Raw genomic sequence first — 19,004 nt, forward strand, 5'->3', positions numbered from 1 at the left:
GAGCGCGCCAGTTGGTCGGGTCGTGGGTTTCGCCAATGTGCAATGGATTTCCAAGATGAAAAAGCAAAGTCTTCGGCCGCTTGACGGCACCACCGTCGTCTCGCTGGAACATGCGGTGGCCGCACCGTTTTGCACGCGCCAGCTGGCCGACCTGGGCGCGCGCGTGATCAAGGTCGAGCGGCCCGGCAGCGGCGACTTTGCGCGCGGCTATGACCAGCGCGTGCAGGGCCAGTCCTCGCACTTCACCTGGATCAACCGCAGCAAGCAGAGCCTGGCGCTGGACCTCAAGCAGGACGAGGCCATGCAGGCGCTGCTGCAGCTGCTGGAGGGTGCCGACGTGCTGGTGCAGAACCTGGCGCCCGGCGCTGCCGCGCGCATGGGCCTGTCCTATGCGGCGCTGCGAGAGCGCTTCCCGCGCCTCATCGTCTGCGACATCAGCGGCTACGGCGCTGACGGCCCCTACCGCGACAAGAAGGCCTACGACCTGCTGATCCAGAGCGAGGCGGGCTTTCTCTCGGTCACGGGCACGCCCGAGGTGCCGTCCAAGGCCGGCATCTCGGTGGCCGACATCGCGGCCGGAATGTACGCCTACACCAACATCCTGTCGGCCCTGCTGCTGCGCGGGCGCACGGGCGAGGGCAGCCACATCGACGTGTCCATGCTGGAGGCGCTGGGCGAGTGGATGGGTTACCCCATGTACTACGCCTTCGACGGCGCGCCGCCGCCGCCGCGCACCGGCGCCTCGCACGCCAGCATCTATCCCTACGGGCCGTTCGAGGCCGGTGACGGCGGGACGGTGATGCTGGGCCTGCAAAACGAACGCGAGTGGAAGCTCTTTTGCGAACAGGTGCTGCTGCAGCCCGCGCTGGCCACGGATGCGCGCTTTGACAGCAATGCGCGCCGCAACGCCAACCGCGAGGAGCTGCGCGCGCTGATCCTGGGCGTGTTCAACGCGCTCGATGCTGCCCAGGTCGTGCAGCGTCTGGATGCGGCCGGCATTGCCAATGCGCGCGTCAACGACATGGCCGGCCTGTGGGCCCATCCGCAGCTGGCCGCACGCCAGCGCTGGTGCAGCGTGGACACGCCGGCCGGTCCGGTGCAGGCGCTGCTGCCCCCCGGTGCCAACAGCGCCTTCGACTACCGCATGGAGGCCGTGCCCGCCGTGGGCGAGCACAGCGCCGCCATCCTGGCCGAGCTGGGCTGGAGCGCCGAGCGCATCCAGGCTTTGTGCACGCAGTCTGGAAAACCCACTCCCTGAAACCTGGGCGCATGCGCAGAATGCGCCGGAGACCCCCTCATGAAACATGATCCGCAAGTGAGCATCCATCCGCTGGCCCAATTCGCTGCCTCGCTGCGCTGGGACGACGTTCCCGCCGCCGTTCAGCAGCGCGCCGAAGACCTCTGGGTGGACTGGTTCGGCTCCGTGCTGGCAGGCCAGGGCGCGCGCCCCGTGCAGAGCATCACGCGCTTTGCGCTGTCCCAGGGACCGGCGCAGGGGCCTAGCGAGATCCTGGGCAGTGCCGACACCACCTCGCCCATGATGGCGGCCCTGGCCAATGCCGCAGCCTCGCATGTGGCCGAGCAGGACGATGTGCACAACGGCTCGGTCTTCCACCCTGCCGCCGTGGTCTTCCCGCCCGCGCTGGCGGTGGCGCAGAGCATCGGCGCCAGCGGCGCCGAACTCATGGCCGCCTGCGTGGCCGGCTACGAGGTCGGTATCCGCGTGGGCGAGTTCCTGGGCCGCAGCCACTACCGCATCTTCCACACCACGGCCACGGCCGGCACCCTGGCTGCAGCCGCTGCCGTGGGCCGGCTGCTGGGCCTCACGCCCGCGCAGATGCAGCATGCTTTCGGCTCGGCCGGCACGCAGTCGGCAGGGCTGTGGGAATTCCTGCGCACCGCGGCCGACAGCAAGCAGCTGCACACGGCCCATGCGGCCGCGGCGGGCCTGATGTCGGCCTACCTGGCCAAGGACGGATTCACGGGCGCGCAGGACATCTTCACGGGACCGCAGGGCCTGGCGGCAGGCATGTCCACGGATGCAGATCCCACGCGCCTCACGGACGGCCTGGGCACGCGCTGGGCCACGGCCGAGACCTCGTTCAAATGGCATGCCTCCTGCCGCCACACGCACCCGGCCGCCGACGCGCTGCTGCAGGTCATGCAGGACCACGGCCTGGCCCCCGCCGACCTGGCGCAGGTTACCTGCCACGTGCACCAGGGCGCCATCGACGTGCTGGGCCCCGTGGTCGATCCCGGCACGGTGCACCAGAGCAAGTTCTCCATGGGCACGGTGCTGGCGCTGGCCGCGCGCCACGGCCATGCGGGCCTGGACGAGTTCGACAACGAATACCTGGCCGCCACCACGGTGGCCCTGCGCGAGAAGGTGGGCATGGTGCTGGACCCCGAGGTCGATGCCGCCTACCCGCAGCGCTGGATCGGCAAGGTCACCGTGCTCACCACCGATGGCCGCACGCTGCACGGCCGCGTGGAAGAGCCCAAGGGCGATCCGGGCAACACGCTGTCGCGCGAGGAGATCACGGCCAAGGCGCTGCGACTGATCGCCTATGGCGGTGCCCTGCAGGACGACCCCGCCCAGGCCGCCGTAGCGCGGCTGTGGCAGGTCGCGCACTGGCCGCGCGTGCAGCGCCTGCTTGACTGAGTTCTTGACTGAGTTTTCGCGCCGGCCCCGGCCGGCGAATCCATGGGAAAGGCGCCACCACAGAGCACCTCCCGCTTCCACCCAAGTGCACAGGAGACAAACCATGCAACGCACCACTTCTTTCCGCCGCCGCCTCGTTTACGCAGCGGCCGCCGCCTGCGCCCTTGCCGCCGGCGGGACGACCACCGGCGCCCTGGCCGCGGCCTGGCCCGACAAGCCCGTCGTCCTCGTCGTGCCCTACAGCGCTGGCGGCCCCACCGATGTGGTGGCGCGCCTGCTGGCCGTGCCCATGGGCCAGGTGCTGGGCCAGAGCGTGCTGGTCGAGAACACCGTGGGAGCGGGCGGCACCATTGCGCCCAACCGCGTGGCCAAGGCCAAGGCCGACGGCTACACCATCCTCATCCACCACATGGGCATGGCCACGGCGCCTGCGCTGTACAAGAAGCTGCCCTATGACCCGCTCAAGGACTTCGAGTACATCGGCCAGGTGCTGGACGTGCCCATGACCCTGCTGTCGCGCAAGGACTTCCCGGCCAACAACTTTGCCGAGCTGCTGGACTACGTGAAGAAGAACCAGGAGAAGGTCTCGCTGGCCAATGCCGGCATCGGCGCCGTCTCCCAGCTGTGCGGCATGCTGTTCATGCACCAGGCGGGCGTCAAGCTCACCACCGTGCCCTACAAGGGCGCAGGCCCGGCCATGAACGACCTCATGGGCGGCCAGGTGGACCTGCTGTGCGACCAGACCACGCAGACCGTGCCCGTGATCAAGGACGGCCAGCGCGCCAAGGTCTTCGGCGTGACCACGCCCAAGCGCCTGTCCTCGCTGCCCGACATCCCCACGCTGGATGAGCAGGGCCTCAAGGGCTTCGACGTCAAGGTCTGGCACGGCATGTACGCGCCCAAGGGCACGCCCAAGGAAGTGGTCATGGCCATCAACAAGGCGCTGAACGTGGCCATCAAGGACGAGAACGTCAAAAAGCGCATCGCCGAACTCAGCTCCGACCTGGTCACGCCCGACAAGGCCACGCCCGAAGGCCTGCGCACCCACCTGCAGGCCGAGGTGGCGCGCTGGGACAAGGTCATCAAGGCCGCAGGCGTCTCGGCCGAATAAACCGCTCTCCCAAGGACATCCGCATGCACGATCTGGCGCGACAGGCCACTTCCTTTCTCTTCGTCCCCGCCACGCGGCCCGAGCGCCTGGGCAAGGCCCTGGACAGCGGTGCCGACATGGTCATCGCCGACTGGGAGGACGCCGTGGCCCCGGCCGACAAGGACGGCGCCCGCCAGGCGCTGGCCCAGGCCGTGGGTGCGCTGGAAGGCCCGGCCCGTGCCCGCCTGCTGGTGCGCATCAACGCCGAAGGCACGCCCTGGCATGCGGATGACCTGCGCGCGCTGGCGCAGCTGGTGGAGCAGGGCGTGGCCGGCGCCATGGTCTCCAAGGCCGAGCGCGTCCAGACCCTGCATGCGGTGGCCCAGGCTGCGGGCGCACGGGCAGCCGTGCTGCCCCTCATCGAAAGCGTGGCCGGCCTGGACGCGGCCGACGCCCTGGCTGCCGCGCCCCAGGTGGTGCGCCTGGCCTTCGGCCACCTGGACTTCCAGGTCGATGCGGGCATGGCCTGCGAGCAGGGCGAGGAAGAGCTGCTGCCCATGCGCATGGCCATGGTCCTGGCCTCGCGCCGCGCCGGCATCGGCGCGGCCGTGGACGGCGTGACGGTGGACACGCGCAACCCCGAGCGGCTGGCCCAGGACGCGGCACGCGCGCGGCGCATGGGCTTTGGCGGCAAGCTGTGCATCCACCCGGCCCAGGTCCAGCCCCTGCACGCCGTCTTCGACCCCGATGCAGCGGCCGTGGCCCACGCGCAGCGCCTGCGCCAGGCCCTGGCCGAGGCCGGAGGCGGCGTCTGCGTGCTGGACGGCCGCATGGTCGATGCGCCCGTACTCAAGCAGGCCGAACAGGTGCTGCTGCGCCATGCCTGGGCGCAACAGAGATCTGCAGCACGATTTTGATAGAAATGAGACTGAAAGTCCGTTTTGCACTCAGAGTTTTCTGATTCTGGCGCAAAAAGTCCAATGATTTCCCTGATGGTGAATCCATCTGCCTCGAATACGCTTGGCCAACTCGATTGATTTCGAGACGGCGGTTTCTTGATCCGGTGTCTCCACCCACGGTGGCACCCAGGCAAAGGAGCGTGTGATGGCAGTGATCTCGGGGACGGCATCGAACAGCGGATTCAACGGCCAGTTGAATGACCGACTTGAAGACCGAATGGATGACCGACTGGATAACCGATTGAATCGGCGCCAGGCGCTGGCCCTGGCGGCCGGCGCCGTGGCGGCGGGGCCCGGCAGCGTGCTGGCGCAGGCCGGCTTTGCCACGCGGCCCGTGCGCATCGTCGTGCCCTTTGCGGCGGGCGGCGCCACCGACGTGATTGCGCGCATCCTGGGCGAGCGCATGGCCCAGCAGCTGGGCCAGACCGTGGTGGTGGACAACAAGCCCGGTGCGGCCGGACTGATCGGCGGCGAAATGGTGGTCCGCTCCGCGCCCGACGGGCTCACCCTGCTGCTGGGCACCACCTCCACCATGCTCACCAACAAATACCTCTACAAGAAGACCGCCTACGACCCGCTGACCGACCTCACGCCCCTGTCGCGCGTGTGCATGGCGCCCATCGCCCTGGTGGTCACGGCCGACGTGCCCGCCTCCAACCTGCGCGAATTCATGGCCTGGGCCCAGGCCAACGCGGGCAAGCTCTCGTATGGCTCCTACGGCATAGGCTCGCACGGCCACCTGGCCTGCGCCGTGCTCAGCGACATGGCCGGTGCCGGCATGGCGCATGCGGCCTACCGGGGCGAGGCGCTGATGGTGCAGGACATGCTGGGCGGGCGCATCCCCATCGGCATGGGCAGCCTGCTCACGCTCAAGCCCCACATCGATGCAGGCAAGCTGCGCGCTCTGGCCGTCACCGGCACGCGCCGCGTGCCCCTGCTGCCCGAGGTGCCCACCTTTGCCGAGGCCGGCTACCGCCATGAGGCCATGGAACTGTCCGGCTGGCTGGCCATCGCCGGCCCCAGGGGCCTGCCGGCCGACCTCACGCGGCAATGGGGCGAGATCTCCAACCGCGCCGTGGCCAGCCGCGAAGGCACGGCCCGCATCATCGCGGCCGGTTTCGTCCCTGTCGATGACGACAGCCCTCAGCGCTTCGGCAAGGCCTGGGCGCAGGAGGCTCCGGTCTGGGGGCGGCTGCTGCAGTCGGCGGGGGTGCAACCCGGTTGATGGCGCACAGCGGCCCTGGTTGCCCAAGGCTGCACTCATGCCCTGTGCTGTAATCGCCCCTCCTCAGGCGGCCCCGGTGGTGCAATGCCATGGCGGGACAGCCCGTGGTTTCTCAAACATTCAAGAGAGGGTATTACCGTGAGTGCATTGGTCATCAAGGCCTGGAAAGCCAGCGAGCAACCCATAGACGACAAGGGCAACCACATTGCCATCACAGGCCGCGAAGGCGGCCTGGTCGCCTGGATCCTGTCCAAGGTCAACATCGATCCCACCACCACCATCCGCGTGGGCAGCGAGCGCCTGGAGTTCAGCAGCGCCTCGCTGTCGGGCACCCAGTCGCGCCTGATCCCGCTGCAGGGCATCTGCTCCACCTACTACGGCTATCACAAGCCCTGGAAGACGGCGCTGGGCATCGGTGCCCTGTCCCTGTTCATGGGCGGGTCCATGATGGCCCAGAGCTTCTTTGCAGGCCTGGTGGTCATGCTGATCGGCTGGGGCATCGCCGCCGTCATCTACTTCCTGAACCGCACCCTGACGCTGGGCTTCATCGAGAACAGCGGCGCAGTCAACGGCATCCAGTTCAAGCGCTCGGTGATCGAGAACATCGACATCACCCAGGAGCAGGCCAGGCAGGTCTGCGAACTGATGCAAAAGCTGATCGAGGCCAAGGAAAAGCGGCTCTGACGACGCGGCGGCACGCAAGTGCCGTCCGGCGCCATCCGGCGCCGCGCGTGCCCTGCGCTCAGGCCTGTGCCGGGCTGCGCGCCATCAGCTTGAACGTCCCCGTGGCCAGGGCCACCAGGGTGCCATCCTCGGAGCGCACTTCGCCGCGCGCGAAGCTGATGGAGCGGCCGCGCCGCTCGCAGTGGGCGGTGGCGATGAGATCGCCGCTGCCGGCCGAGACGTAGTGCAGCGTGAGGTCGATGGTGGCCACGCCGAAGGCCGTGGGGTCGTGCGAGCGGCAGGCCGAGGCCAGGGCGCAGTCCAGCAGCGAGGCGATGGCGCCGCCGTGCACGTCGCCGCGGCTGTTGGCCTGGTCCGGTTGAAAGCCCATGCGGATCTGGGCGCGGTCCTCGCCGATGCGTTCACCGCTGAGCTTCATGGCGCGGGCCATGGGCATGGGCAGGCCGAAGAGGATGCCGGGCGCCTCGCCTTCGAAGGGGTTGGCCGGGTGGTCTTTGATGGGTGTATTCATGGACATGATCATCGCATTGGGCGCGGCGCTCGAGACTGGCGTGTACCGACTCCGGGGCACCGAGGAAGGGCCGTCCCGCACCGAGGGTGCCGTCCCCCTCCCGCGAAGCGAGAGAGGGCGCCGTGCACACGGGGGAAGCGGCGCAGCCGCTCAGGGGGTGACTTTCAATCCACCCGTGCACCTGTCGATTTGACGACAGTGGCCCAGCGCGTGATTTCCTTGTCGATATGCGCCTGCAGCGCCTCGGGCGTGGAGCCCACGGGCTCGTAGCCGCCGGCGGCCAGCTGGGCCTGCAGCGCGGGCTGGCGCAGGGCGGAGGCGATCTCGCGGCTCAGGCGCTGGGTGGCTTCGGCGGGCGTGCCGGCCGGCGCGATGACGGCGTACCAGCCGGTCACGTCGAAGCCTGCGATGCCCTGCTCCTGGATGGTGGCCACCTCGGGCGCCAGCGCCGAGCGCTGCGGGCTGGTGACGGCCAGCGCGTGCATGCGCCCGCTGCGGATGTGGGGCATGGAGGTGGAGATGCTGTCGAAGGTCAGGTCGATGTCGCCGGCCAGCATGGCGTTGACCACGCCCGCGCTGCCCTTGTAGGGCACATGGGTCATGCGCACGCCTGCCATGGAGCCGAAGTACTCGGCCGCAAGATGCCCCGTGTTGCCGTTGCCTGCCGAGCCGAAGGTGAGCTTGCCGGGGTTGGCCTTGGCGGCCTGGATGAGTTCCTGGATGTTCTTTGCCGGCAGCTTGCTGCTGGCCGCAACCACCATGGGCAGGTTGGCCACCAAAGACACGGGCGCGAAGTCGCGGCGGGTGTCGTAGGGCAGCTTGGGATAGAGGCTGTCGTTGATGGCATGGGCGGCCAGCACCATGAGCACGGTGTAGCCATCGGGCCTGGCGCGCGCCACGTATTGCGAGGCCAGCGTGCCGCCCGCGCCGGGCTTGTATTCGAGCACCACGGGTTGGCCCAGCTGCTGCTGCAGCTGCACGGCCAGCGGGCGGCCCAGCAGGTCGGCACTGCCGCCGGGTGGATAGGGAATGACCAGCTGGATGGGCTTGGCAGGCCAGGCCTCGGCAGCATGGGCGAGATGGGTGGCCGGGGCCAGCAGGGCGCAGGTCGCCAGGGCCAGGCAGGACAGCAGGCGGCGGCGCGGGAGTGGGTGCATGGGCATGGGCATGGGGGGACTCCGTTTCATGAAGAGGACAGGGCGCCGGCTTGGTACTGCTCGCGCAGCGCGCGCTTGAGCACTTTGCCGATCTCGCTGCGCGGCAGGCTGGCGGCCAGCCGCAGCTCGGCCACGCGCTGGGTCTTGCCCACGCGGGCGTTGAGCCATTCGCGCAGCGCGGCGGCCGAGGGTGTGGCATCGGGGTGCGCCACGGCGTAGGCCACGGGGGTCTCGCCCCAAGCATCGGAGGGCACGCCGATCACCGCGCATTCGGCCACCTGCGGGTGCTGCAGCAGCACGGACTCGATGTCGCTCGGGTAGACGTTGAAGCCGCCCGTGATGATCATGTCCTTCTTGCGGTCGCCCAGCACGATGAAGCCGTCCTCGTCCAGGCGGCCCACGTCGCCGCTGCGGATGAAGCGCAGGCCCTGGGCATCGAACCATTCGGCCTCCTGCGTCTTGTCGGGCAGGCGGTGGTAGCCGCTCATCATCCCGGCCGAGCGGCCCACGATCTCGCCCTGCTCGCCGGGCGGCAGTTCGCGGCCCTGCTCATCGATGAAGCGGATGTCGGCGCCCGGTCCCGGCCTGCCCACGGTGTGAAGCTTGTCTGGGAAGTCATGGCAGTGCAGCTCGCAGCGCACGCCGCCTTCGGTCATGCCGTAGTACTCGATGAGCCGTCCGGGCCAGCGGCGCAGCACCTCGGCCTTGAGCGCGGGATGGAAGGGTGCGCTGGTGCAGAACTTGTGCCGCAGGCGGCTCAGGTCGGCGCCGTCGAACCCCGGGCACTGCATCAGCCGCTGGTACTGCACGGGCACGAGCATGGTGTGGGTGGCACGGTGGCGCTCGGCCAGTTCCAGGTAGTGCGCCGCGTCGAACTTGCGCACCAGCACCAGGGTGCCGCCCAGGCCCAGCGTGGGCAGGGCCGCGACCAGGGTGGTGTTGGAGTACAGCGGCGTGGCGCACAGCGAGATGGCATCGGGCCCGTAGCCGTTGTGGATGGCGCGCTGCACATGGGCCCAGCGCATGGCCCAGGACTGGACGATGCCCTTGGGCACGCCCGTGGTGCCCGAGGAGTAGATGACGTTGAAGGGCCAGTCGGGCTGGGGGTGGATGGGCGTGGGTGCGGTGCCATGGTCCGCTTCGTCCGCAGCCAGCCATTGCGACCACGGCATGCCGGCTTCGACAGCGCCGTCCAGGGCCACGCATTGCAGATCCTGTCCGCCCTGCAGCGGCCATTGCGCTGCGGTGTCCGCGTCGCGCAGCACCAGCCGGGCGCCGCAGTTGTCCAGCATGGCGCTCAGGTGGCCGGCGGTGGCCGACGGGGCCAGCGGCGCCACGGCCACGCCCGCGCGCAGCGCGCCCAGGAAGGCCAGCACGTACTCGGGCGAGCTGCCCGCGCAGATGGCCACCACGTCGCCGGGGCCCAGGCCCTGGCGTTGCAGGCGCAGGGCCACGCGGTCCATGCCCAGGCGTAGCGCGGCGTAGTCGAGGCTGCGGCCGTCCATGGCCAGGGCGGTGTGGCTGGGGCGCTGGCTGGCCTGCAGCGCGACGAGTTCGGGCAGCGAGCCAAAGGGCTGGCGCAGCAGGGCGGCGATGTCTTCTTGCATGGGAGGGGCGGGAGGGACGGGAGGGGAGAACTATTCCAGCGACAGGCCTGCGGCCTTGACGATCTGGGCCCAGCTCTTGCGTTCCTGGGCGATGAAGGCGTCGTACTCGGCCGGTGTCTCGCCACCGGGCACGCCGCCCAGGTCGGCAAAGCGCTGGCGCACCTCGGCCGTCTGCATGGCGCGCCGGGCCGACTGCTGGATGCGCTCGACAACGGCATCGGGCGTGCCGGCAGGGGCCAGCAGCCCGAACCAGGCCGTGACCTGCATGGGCACGCCGGCCTCGGTCATGGTGGGCACCTCGGGCAACTGGGCCGAGCGCGTGGCGCTGGTGATGGCCAGCGCGCGGAACTTGCCGCTCCTGATGTGCGGCATGGAGCTGGGCAGGTTGTCGATCATGTAGTCCACCTGCTGGCCCAGCAGCGCCGTGACCGCAGGCGCGGCCCCGGGAAAGGGCACGAGCGTGACCTCGATGCCGGCCTTCTGGCGGAACATCTCCGAGGACATGTGCGGCGACTGGCCCACGCCCGAGGTGGACACGTTCAGGCGCCGGGTCCTGGCCAGCTCCACCAGCTCGCGCACGCTGCGCACGGGCGAATCGGCATGGACCACGAGGATGTTGGGCACGGAGATCACATTGGTGATGCCGCGCAGATCGCTTTCCTTGTAGCTGAGCTGCTTGTACAGGCTGAAATTGATGGCCACCGGGCCGATGTTGCCCATGAGCAGCGTGTAGCCATCGGGCCTGGCGCGCGCCACCTGGGCCGTGCCGATGCTGCCGCCGCCCCCGCCCTTGTTCTCCACCACCACCGACGTGCCCAGGTCCTTGCCCATCTTCTCGGCCAGCACGCGCGCGGCAATGTCCGTGGTGCCGCCAGCGGCGGCCGGCACCACGATGGTGATGGGGCGTTCAGGCCAGGCCGCCGCCAGCGCGGCGGCAGGAGCCAGGGAGAAAAAAGGCAAAGCGGCCAGCAGGGCCAGCAGGCTGCGGCGGACGGTCATGGGCAGTCTCCAGTTCACTGCCCGCAACGATAGAAAACCCTGGGCCACAGGGCACCAGGGTTTGACTGGAGATCCGCTTCGCCATTCGGAAACCCGCGCTTAGGCCTACTGGAACGGGTGCTAACCCCTTGCCAGCACCAGAAAAGAGCCCAAGAAAAAAGGCGCCGAAGCGCCTTTCATTGACCGTGTGGTGCACAGCGCCAAAAACTGGCGCGGCCCAAGTCAGGGACACCGAGCAAGGGCCGCCCCGCCGCGAGGGTGTCGTCCCCCTCCCTTGCGAAGCAAGCAGAGAGGGGGAAGGCGCGTCAGCGCCTCAGGGGGTGATCAGGGATACAGTCCCCGCATCTCGCGGGCATGCAGGATGCGCTGGCAGGCCACGATGAAGGTGGCGGTGCGCAGCGTCACGCCGTGCTGCTGGGCCACCTGCCAGATGGCCGCGAAGGCGTCCTGCATGATGCGCACCAGGCGGGCGTTGATCTCGTCCTCGCTCCAGAAGAAGCTGGAGAAGTCCTGCACCCATTCGAAGTAGCTCACCGTCACGCCGCCGGCATTGGCCAGCACGTCGGGCAGCACCAGCACGCCCTTTTCGGTCAGGATGTCGTCGGCCTCGGTGGTGGTGGGGCCGTTGGCACCCTCGATCACCATCTTGGCCTTGATCTTGCCGGCGTTGTCCTTGGTGATCTGACCTTCCAGTGCGGCGGGGATCAGGATGTCGCAGTCCACGCCCCAGAAATCGGCAGCGTCCATGGCCTCGGCGCCGTCAAAGCCGCCCACGCCGCCCTTGGCGGCCACGTGGGCCAGCAGGGCCGTCACATCCAGGCCGTTGGCGTTGCGGATGGTGCCGGTGTGGTCCTGCACGGCCACGACCTTGGCGCCCGCGTCGGCGAACAGCTTGCCGGCCGTGCCGCCCACGTTGCCGAAGCCCTGCACGGCAATGCGCGCGCCCTGGACCGACAGGCCGGTCAGCTTGGCCGCTTCCACGCCCACGGTGAACACGCCGCGGCCGGTGGCCTCGACGCGGCCCAGCGAGCCGCCCAGGTCCACGGGCTTGCCCGTGACCACGCCGGTGGCGGTGGCGCCGGTGTTCATGGAGTAGGTGTCCATCATCCAGGACATGATCTGGCCGTTCGTGTTGACGTCAGGCGCTGGAATGTCCTTGGAGGGGCCGATCAGCAGGCCGATCTCGCTGGTGTAGCGGCGCGTCAGGCGCTCCAGCTCACCGCGCGACAGCGTCTTGGGATCGACACGGATGCCGCCCTTGGCGCCGCCGTAGGGCACGTTGACGGCCGCGTTCTTGACCGACATCCAGGCCGACAGGGCCATGACTTCGGACAGGGTCACGTCCTGGTGGAAGCGCACGCCGCCCTTGCCGGGGCCGCGGCTCAGGTTGTGCTGCACGCGGTAGCCTTCGTAGTGGGCGATGGTGCCGTTGTCCAGCTCGATCGGCACATCGACGATCAGGATGCGCTTGGGGCGCTTGAGGGTTTCGACCCAGCGGGCGAGATGGCCCAGGTAGGGGGTGACGCGATCGACCTGCTGCAGGTAATTGCCCCAGGGGCCGAGGTGATCGGCCTGCAGGTAGGAAGGGATGGCGTGGTTGGTAACGCCGGCCGAAGCGGGTTGCTGCATGGTGGTTCCACACAAGAGTTGTCTGAGGGTTTTGAGCTTATTCCCGGGGCTATGCGCTGTCCAACGCCTTATGCGCGAGAGCCTTATGCATTTAATGCATAACCATGGGATCGCCTTGTCCAGCGGACAATCGGGGCCGCTTGCGACCCTCCGATGCACTCCAAGAAAGCCGCTCCATGACGAACAACCCCCGCACTCCCACAGCCTTGGCCCATGCGCTGCTCCAGGCACGCCACAGCGGCGAATTGCTGGATGCCGACGACTGGGCCGACGTGGTGCGCGCGCCCGCAGATGCGCAGGCCGTGCAGGCCGCCATGGCGCCCGCCCTGGGCTGGCGCGTGGCCGGCAGCCAGCAGGGACCGGGCCGCGTTCCGGGCTACTGGAAGTCTGGCGCGCCGCGCCGCGATGCCCCGCTAACCCATGCGCCGCTGCCCGAAGTAGGCGTCTGGGCCAGCCCTTCGGTGGCCGGTGGCGCGCCGCTGCACCTGCGCGGCATCGAAGCCGAGATCGCCCTGCGCCTGGGCCGCGAGGTGACGGCCGAGATGGCTGCCGCGCTGCAGCCCGGCGATGGGCTGGGGCTGATCGACGGCATCACCGCCGCCATCGAGGTGGTGGATACGCGCTGGCGCCAGCACCTGAAGGCGCCGCCGCTGCTGCTGGCCGCCGACGGCCTGTGCCATGGCGCCCTGGTGCTGGGGCCGTGGCAGGACGCTTCGCGGCTGCTGCCGCGCGAGTCGCCGCGGGACTGGTCTGCCCAGGTCTGCCGGCTGCGCGTGGGTGCGGCGCCGCTGCAGGCGTTCACCGGAACGCATCCGCTGGGCGATCCGCTGTGGCTGCTGGCCGGCTGGCTGCAGGAGCTGGTGCGCCGCTATGGCAGCGTGCCCGCAGGCACGGTGGTGACCACGGGCACGTGGAATGGACTGGCCTTTGCCCAGGCCGGCGACCTGGTGGTGGCCGAGCTGGACGGCATCGCCGAAGCCCGCCTGCAGCTGTGAGGCTTCAGGCAGGACATCGAGTGATCAGGTGATCTTGTAGTCCTTGAGGGCCGGATCGCCGGGCGGAAAGCGCAGTTCCAGGTTGCGCAGCACCTCGCGCAGCAAGGTGGCGATCATGAGGTTGCGGTGCGTCTTGGAGTCGGCCGGCACGATGGTCCAGGGCGCCCAGGGCGTATGCGTGGCGCCCAGCAGCTGGCCGTAGGCCTGCTGGTAGTCCTTCCACTGCGTGCGCACCTTCATGTCGTTCTCGTCGAACTTCCAGTGCTTGGCCGGGTCGTCCAGGCGCTCCTGCAGGCGCATGCGCTGTTCGTCGGCGCTGATGTGCAGCAGGAACTTGACGACCACGGTGCCCGTCTCGCTGAGCATGCGCTCGAAGTCGTTGATGTGGGCAAAGCGCTGGCGCTGCTGCTCGGGTGTGATCCAGCCGTTGACCACGGGCACCAGCACGTCCTCGTAATGGCTGCGGTTGAAGACCGTGATTTCGCCAGCGGCAGGCACCTGCTGGTGGATGCGCCACAGGTAGTCATGGGCGCGCTCGGCCTCGGTGGGGGCCTTCCAGCCCACGGCGTGCACGCCCAGCGCACTCATGCGGCCGAAGACGCCACGGATGGTGCCGTCCTTGCCCGCCGTGTCCGTGCCCTGCAGCACGACCAGCAGCTTGTAGCGGCGGTCGGCGTACAGCAGGTTCTGCAGCGCATCCAGCTCCTCGGCCAGGGCCTCGACGGCGACCTTGTCCTCGGCCTTGCCGTTGCCATTGGAAAAGGGCTTGGCGCCCGGGTCGAAGTCGGCCATGGCAATGGGTTTGTCCTTGTCCTTGTCGGACCTGGCGGAGCGCGGCTGCCATTGTTCCCAGAGCTTTTGCACGGCCGCATCGCGGCTGGAGAAAGGGTTGGAGGCGTCCATGGATAGAGCGGTGGATGAGGTGGAATGTCAGGGCCGGGCGCGAATGGATTGCACCTGCAGTTGCGGCTGCGCCATCGAAGGCGCGGCGCCAGCGGCGGGCCTGGGGCCGGGCTGGCCCCGGACCTCCACGTTCTGCCGCTGCCACTGCGTGATCTGCTCGGCGCTCAGGCCCTGGAGCTGCCAGGTCTCGCCGGAGGTGGTCTGCAGAACGGGCTGCTCATGGGGCGCATTGCCGCGCAGCACCAGACGGCCTTGCAGGGTCAGGGGCTGGCTTGGTTCAGCCGCCGCACCCGAGGCCGGCGCAGCCGCGCTGGCGGCGGGCGAAGCCGGGGCCGAGCAGGCGCTCAGCAGGGCCAGGCCGCTGGCCAGCAGCAGCGGCAGACTGCGGCGCAGGCCGCGGGCGGAAGCAGTCGGGTGTGCGTGGTTCATGGCGTTCAGCGTACGACGGCTGTCAGCGTGCTGCCTGCCGGAACACGCAGCTGTTCCTGGTAGGTGCCTTGCGCATCAGGCTGACGCAGGAAGGGGAAATGGCCGCGCGCATTGAGGTTCACCGGTACCGTGGTGGGCAGGACCCGGGAAGACGCCAGGCTGCTGCCGTTGATCGCGGCCAGGGTGAAGCCCTGCTCCGTGCGCGCGGGCCAGCCATAGCCGCTGGGCACATCGCCGGGCAGCAGTGCGATGTTGGCGCCCCAGCGCTGGATGGCGACCGGCAGCGTGGGGCCGCCCGCTTGCTGTATGGCATTGCCCAGGACCTGCAGCGAATCGGTGGACGTGGTGTTGCTCAGCAGCTGCTTGTAGAAGCCCACGCCGTACTGGCGCACCAGATAGGCGCCCAGGCTGCCGTTGACGTCGTAGCCGAAGCAGGGCGCGGCGGTGTCGGCGCTCCAGGCGGCGGGGTCGCAGTTGAAGCCCGAGCGGGACAGCCAGGAAGGGACGCGTCCATTGGCGATGGAGTTGAAGCCGGGCGTGACGCGCTGGGCCACGATGTCTTCGCCCATCATGGCGCTCATTTCCTCCAGGAAGGTGTCGAACGCGTAGTCGGTTCCCGGCTTGGACAGCTGGACGCTGCGGCGGTAGAAGTTCGTCATGTGGACGAACTCATGGGACAGCGTGCTCATCTGGTTGGTCATGCCTTCGGCAGGATCCAGGTACAGCGTTTCCGTATCCATGTAGAACGACAGCGATTGATTGCTGTACTTGAGGTCGGGGTTCGCCGGGTCCTGCTTGAAGTTGTTCAGAGACCAGAAATAGCCCAGCAGCCCGTACGGAGTGCGGTCCGGAACGAAATTCACGAACACGATGTCCAGGGGCTGTTCGGGGTCGATGAGGTCGCTGTAGGAGTGAGCGCCCCAGGGCTCGCCCGACAGCCCCGTGATCAGGGGATAGACCGCGTCGGAGCCGCTGGTGAATCGCTGGAGCAGCGTGTCGAGCATCGCATCGCTGACCTTGGCAGCGTCGTACTCGCTGTCTTCCAGCCAGACGTTGATGGTGCGGGTGCCGGTGGGCGTGGGCACGCTGGCCTGGCGTCTGAGCGTGGCCTGGCGGGCTTCGATGCGGGAGTCGCCGGGTTGGACGAACCAGCTGCGCTGGCTGCCCACGGGCAGGATCGCCGCTGCCTGCGGCTTGATGGATTGCCGCGCCTGCATGTCCGCTGCCGTCAGGCGGGGCTTGAAGTTGCGGATGCGCTCGGGAATCCGGTTGACCGTTGCGGGTGCGGCGCTGAGGCTTTTCTGGGCCGTGGCGGTGGTCGCCGCAGGCGGAGTCAGCGTCAGGGCGGGCATGGGCACGCTGGCGTCGCCGTTGTTGGTGTAGATCAGCGTGACCTGCTTGCTGCCCAGGTTGGTCAGACCCACAGGGATCTGCTGCTCGGCCTGCGTGGTGTTGGTGTAGCTCCAGACGCCCACGCCCTGGCCCGAATAGGTGGTGGCATTGGCCGCGCCGCAGGCCGTGCCCGAGCAGGCGGCGGTCAACTGCGAAGACGGGCCGGACGGGCCGCCGCCTCCACCTCCGCCGCAACCGGCCAGAACGGCGCCCAGGGCCAGTGCGATGGCGGTCTTGCTGTGATGATGATCAAAGAACATGTTTTCCCTTCCTCTTGTGTGACCTGCTGCTGGAGATGTGGATTTTTGGTCCGATATGGCGAGAGATGCTACCCGATGCGATCCGCATCGCTGTCCGGCTCCAGCCGCACCGGCACCTGCAACTGCTCCACGAACCGCCGCGCCGCCAGCCCCAGAGGGCGCTCCTTGGACCACACCCAATCGACGAACAGCTGGGTGCCGTTGCTGATGTTGCACAGCGGGATGCGCAGCAGCGCGCCCGTCTGCAGCAGGGGCTCGGCGACGCTGAAGGGCAGCCACCCCCAGCCCAGGCCGGCCGAGATCAGTGACAGGGCCGCCAGATGGCTGTCCGTGCGCCACAGCTGGTGCGAGAACACGAAGCGCGGATCGGTGTGGGCCAGGTCTCGGCTGGCCAGCAGGATCTGGCGCGCGCCGGCCAGCTGGCCCACGTCCAGGCGTTGCTGCCCGTCCACGCCCAGTTGCCGGGCCAGCGGGTGCCTGGCCGCCATCACGGCGATCATGGTTTCCTGGCCCATCTCCTGGAAATCCTCGCGCCCGTCGATGGCCGGGCGCTCGAAGACCAGGGCCAGATGTGCGCGGCCCGAGTGCAGTTCCTTGAGCGCATCGACCTGGGCGGCCACCAGCACTTCCACCTCCAGACCCGGGAATTCCTCGACCAGCGGCTGCAGTGGCGCGGCCCAGGCCGTGGACAGCAGCTCGGGCGCGATCACCAGGGTCAGCCGCTCCTCCAGTCCCTGGTGCAGGGCCAGCGCCTGGTGGTTGAGCTGCTGCAGCTGGGCGGCCAGCAGCCGGGCCTGGGGCTCCAGTGCGCGCGCCGCCGCCGTGGGCCGGGGCTCGCGGCCGCTGCGGTCGAACAGCTGCAGGTCCAGCTCCGCCTCCAGCTGGGCGATGGCCATGCTCACGGCCGAGGGCACGCGGCCCAGCCGGCGCGCGGCAGCGGAAAACGAGCCGTGGTCCAGCACGGCAAGGAACAGCGGCACCTGGTCAGCGGGGAAGGACATGGCGGGAACCTGTCAGTTTTATTGAAAGAATCTGACTTTAACGTTCAATTCCGGACAAATAAACTGCGCCCCCTATGACCTTGCAGACACACAAAAAGGGCCTCCAGGGGCCCAAGCGCAAAGTGGTCTTTGTGACCCTGTATGAACTGATCGCCATCCTCGCCTCCAGCCTGCTGTTCATGGCCATCGGCCAGAGCGCCGGGCATTCGGGCGGCATGGCGATTGCCGCTTCCACGCTGGCCATCGTCTGGAACCTGACCTTCAATCACCTGTTCGAGCAATGGGAGGCGCGCCAGAGCGTCAAGGGCCGCTCGGTGATGCGCCGCGTGGTGCACGCCCTGGGCTTCGAGGGCGGGCTGGCCATGGTGCTGATCCCGCTGATGGCCTGGTGGTTCGGTGTCACGCTGTGGGAGGCCACGGTGATGGAGGCCGGCCTGCTGGTCTTCTTCCTGGTCTACACCTATGTCTTCAACTGGTGCTTCGACCATGTGTTCGGCCTGCCGGCCTCGGCCTCGGCATCCGCTGCGGTGGCACCCCGCGCTCAGGGCGAGCCGGCCTGCAGCAGCTGACCGGCCACGGCGGCGGCGGCCGTGCGGGTCTCCACGCCGAGTTTCTCGAAGATGTGCTCCAGGTGCTTGTTGACCGTGCGCGGGCTCATGCCCAGGATGTCGGCGATGTCGCGGTTGGTCTTGCCCTTGCTCAGCCATGACAGTACCTCGGTCTCGCGCGGGGTGAGCGCCACCTGCTGCAGCCTGCGCGCGGCGGGCGCCTGCGGCGCCTCGTGGCTGAGCAGCACCATCGACTCCCCCAGGCCGCTGGCGCCCATGTGGCGCGCCAGCAACTGGCGGCCATCGGCCAGGGCCAGCGCCAGATCCTGGTGACCGGCCTGGTCCGGCTGGTGGGCACCGGCCAGCCAGTCCCCGGCCGCCTCCATGGGGAAGGGCTGGTCCGCAAAGGCCTCCTCCAGCCAGCGCGCTGCCTGGGGAGAGCGCCAGGCCACGCGGCCCTGGCCGTCGAGCACCACCACGCCCAGCCCCGCCACGTCCACGGCCTCCTGCGCCTGGCGCGTGGCGCGGGCATTGCGCACATGGGTGGCCAGGCGCACCAGCACCTCGGGGATGCGCAGCGGCTTGACCACGTAGTCCACGCCACCGCTGGCAAAGCCGCGGATGATCTGGTCCGTGTCCGACAGGCCGGTCATGAACACCACGGGCACATGGGCCCAGGCCGGCGTGGCCTTGAGCGTGCGGCACAGCGTGAAGCCGTCCATGCCGGGCATGACGGCGTCCAGCAGCACGCCGTCGGGCACGGTGAGGGCGAAGCGCTGCAGGGCCTCGTCGGCGTCGCGGGCGGCGAGCACCACGTAGCCTTCGGCGGCCAGCGCGTCGCACAGCATGCGCAGGCTGTCCAGCGCGTCGTCCACCACGAGGATCACATGGGCGCCGTTGCCATGGCTGCTGCGGCTGGTGGCGGTGGTGGTGGCGGTCATTTCCTGCCCTCC

At 69.0% G+C, this 19,004-nt stretch carries 18 protein-coding genes; 8 read left to right on the top strand and 10 right to left on the bottom strand.

From position 1 onward, the window contains the following. Window positions 1–55: 55 nt before the first annotated feature. From ACF8ME_RS23720 to ACF8ME_RS23745, 6 genes are all read left to right on the top strand, one after another. Complete coding sequence (locus ACF8ME_RS23720) at window positions 56–1,258, top strand: CaiB/BaiF CoA-transferase family protein (RefSeq protein WP_203400246.1); 1,203 nt, start codon at window positions 56–58, stop codon at window positions 1,256–1,258. Window positions 1,259–1,297: 39 nt separating this feature from the next. Then, window positions 1,298–2,662 carry an MmgE/PrpD family protein gene (locus ACF8ME_RS23725; RefSeq protein ID WP_392418432.1) on the top strand — a complete coding sequence of 455 codons (1,365 nt, stop codon included), beginning with the start codon at window positions 1,298–1,300 and terminating at the stop codon, window positions 2,660–2,662. 103 nt (window positions 2,663–2,765) lie between these two features. Beyond that, complete coding sequence (locus ACF8ME_RS23730; protein WP_017406883.1) at window positions 2,766–3,773, top strand: tripartite tricarboxylate transporter substrate binding protein BugD; 1,008 nt, start codon at window positions 2,766–2,768, stop codon at window positions 3,771–3,773. A 23-nt stretch (window positions 3,774–3,796) separates the two neighbouring features. Then, a complete protein-coding gene (locus tag ACF8ME_RS23735) occupies window positions 3,797–4,669 on the top strand; it encodes an HpcH/HpaI aldolase/citrate lyase family protein (RefSeq protein WP_392418434.1) in 873 nt (290 codons plus the stop codon). Window positions 4,670–4,856: 187 nt separating this feature from the next. Then, entirely contained in the window at window positions 4,857–5,936 is a 1,080-nt protein-coding gene (locus tag ACF8ME_RS23740; RefSeq protein ID WP_392418436.1) for a Bug family tripartite tricarboxylate transporter substrate binding protein, read from the top strand. A gap of 138 nt (window positions 5,937–6,074) precedes the next feature. Then, the gene (locus tag ACF8ME_RS23745) at window positions 6,075–6,620 is read left to right on the top strand and encodes a hypothetical protein (protein WP_012202143.1); all 546 of its coding nucleotides are present in this window, start codon (window positions 6,075–6,077) and stop codon (window positions 6,618–6,620) included. A 58-nt stretch (window positions 6,621–6,678) separates the two neighbouring features. Here ACF8ME_RS23745 and ACF8ME_RS23750 read toward each other — a convergent pair whose 3' ends face one another. From ACF8ME_RS23750 to ACF8ME_RS23770, 5 genes are all read right to left on the bottom strand, one after another. After that, complete coding sequence (locus tag ACF8ME_RS23750) at window positions 6,679–7,131, bottom strand: PaaI family thioesterase (RefSeq protein WP_034399057.1); 453 nt, start codon at window positions 7,129–7,131, stop codon at window positions 6,679–6,681. Between the two features lie 164 nt (window positions 7,132–7,295). Continuing rightward, window positions 7,296–8,294 (bottom strand): tripartite tricarboxylate transporter substrate binding protein, encoded by a 999-nt coding sequence (locus ACF8ME_RS23755; RefSeq protein ID WP_065345467.1) that lies wholly within the window; start codon window positions 8,292–8,294, stop codon window positions 7,296–7,298. A 20-nt stretch (window positions 8,295–8,314) separates the two neighbouring features. Then, window positions 8,315–9,895, bottom strand: a complete 1,581-nt coding sequence (locus tag ACF8ME_RS23760) for a class I adenylate-forming enzyme family protein (RefSeq protein WP_392418438.1) — start codon at window positions 9,893–9,895, stop codon at window positions 8,315–8,317. Window positions 9,896–9,925: 30 nt separating this feature from the next. Beyond that, window positions 9,926–10,894 (bottom strand): tripartite tricarboxylate transporter substrate binding protein, encoded by a 969-nt coding sequence (locus tag ACF8ME_RS23765; RefSeq protein ID WP_012202149.1) that lies wholly within the window; start codon window positions 10,892–10,894, stop codon window positions 9,926–9,928. Window positions 10,895–11,218: 324 nt separating this feature from the next. Further along, the gene (locus ACF8ME_RS23770; RefSeq protein WP_016450234.1) at window positions 11,219–12,523 is read right to left on the bottom strand and encodes a Glu/Leu/Phe/Val dehydrogenase; all 1,305 of its coding nucleotides are present in this window, start codon (window positions 12,521–12,523) and stop codon (window positions 11,219–11,221) included. Between the two features lie 176 nt (window positions 12,524–12,699). On the opposite strand from ACF8ME_RS23770, the gene ACF8ME_RS23775 reads away from it, so the two are divergent. Continuing rightward, the gene (locus ACF8ME_RS23775) at window positions 12,700–13,518 is read left to right on the top strand and encodes a fumarylacetoacetate hydrolase family protein (RefSeq protein ID WP_392418439.1); all 819 of its coding nucleotides are present in this window, start codon (window positions 12,700–12,702) and stop codon (window positions 13,516–13,518) included. A gap of 24 nt (window positions 13,519–13,542) precedes the next feature. On the opposite strand, the gene ACF8ME_RS23780 is transcribed toward ACF8ME_RS23775, so the two are convergent. The 4 genes from ACF8ME_RS23780 to ACF8ME_RS23795 all read right to left on the bottom strand — a co-directional run bounded on the left by ACF8ME_RS23780 (window position 13,543) and on the right by ACF8ME_RS23795 (window position 17,503). Then, window positions 13,543–14,421, bottom strand: coding sequence for a PPK2 family polyphosphate kinase (locus ACF8ME_RS23780; protein WP_392418442.1), 879 nt, complete (start codon window positions 14,419–14,421; stop codon window positions 13,543–13,545). A gap of 27 nt (window positions 14,422–14,448) precedes the next feature. Continuing rightward, complete coding sequence (locus ACF8ME_RS23785) at window positions 14,449–14,850, bottom strand: hypothetical protein (protein WP_016452176.1); 402 nt, start codon at window positions 14,848–14,850, stop codon at window positions 14,449–14,451. A gap of 5 nt (window positions 14,851–14,855) precedes the next feature. Then, a complete protein-coding gene (locus ACF8ME_RS23790) occupies window positions 14,856–16,502 on the bottom strand; it encodes a hemagglutinin (RefSeq protein ID WP_392418443.1) in 1,647 nt (548 codons plus the stop codon). Between the two features lie 68 nt (window positions 16,503–16,570). After that, window positions 16,571–17,503: a LysR family transcriptional regulator gene (locus ACF8ME_RS23795; RefSeq protein ID WP_392418444.1), complete on the bottom strand. Its 933-nt coding sequence runs from the start codon at window positions 17,501–17,503 to the stop codon at window positions 16,571–16,573. A gap of 74 nt (window positions 17,504–17,577) precedes the next feature. Between ACF8ME_RS23795 and ACF8ME_RS23800 the strand changes: the two genes are divergently transcribed. Then, entirely contained in the window at window positions 17,578–18,072 is a 495-nt protein-coding gene (locus tag ACF8ME_RS23800) for a PACE efflux transporter (RefSeq protein ID WP_267178768.1), read from the top strand. On the opposite strand, the gene ACF8ME_RS23805 is transcribed toward ACF8ME_RS23800, so the two are convergent. Beyond that, on the bottom strand, window positions 18,045–18,992 hold the full coding sequence (locus ACF8ME_RS23805; protein ID WP_392418446.1) for a response regulator: 948 nt from the start codon (window positions 18,990–18,992) through the stop codon (window positions 18,045–18,047). The genes ACF8ME_RS23800 and ACF8ME_RS23805 overlap by 28 nt on opposite strands. Window positions 18,993–19,004 lie beyond the last annotated feature (12 nt).

Origin of the sequence: Delftia sp. WSY_7 (assembly GCF_043104845.1) — a bacterium.
GTDB lineage: Bacteria > Pseudomonadota > Gammaproteobacteria > Burkholderiales > Burkholderiaceae_C > Comamonas > Comamonas tsuruhatensis.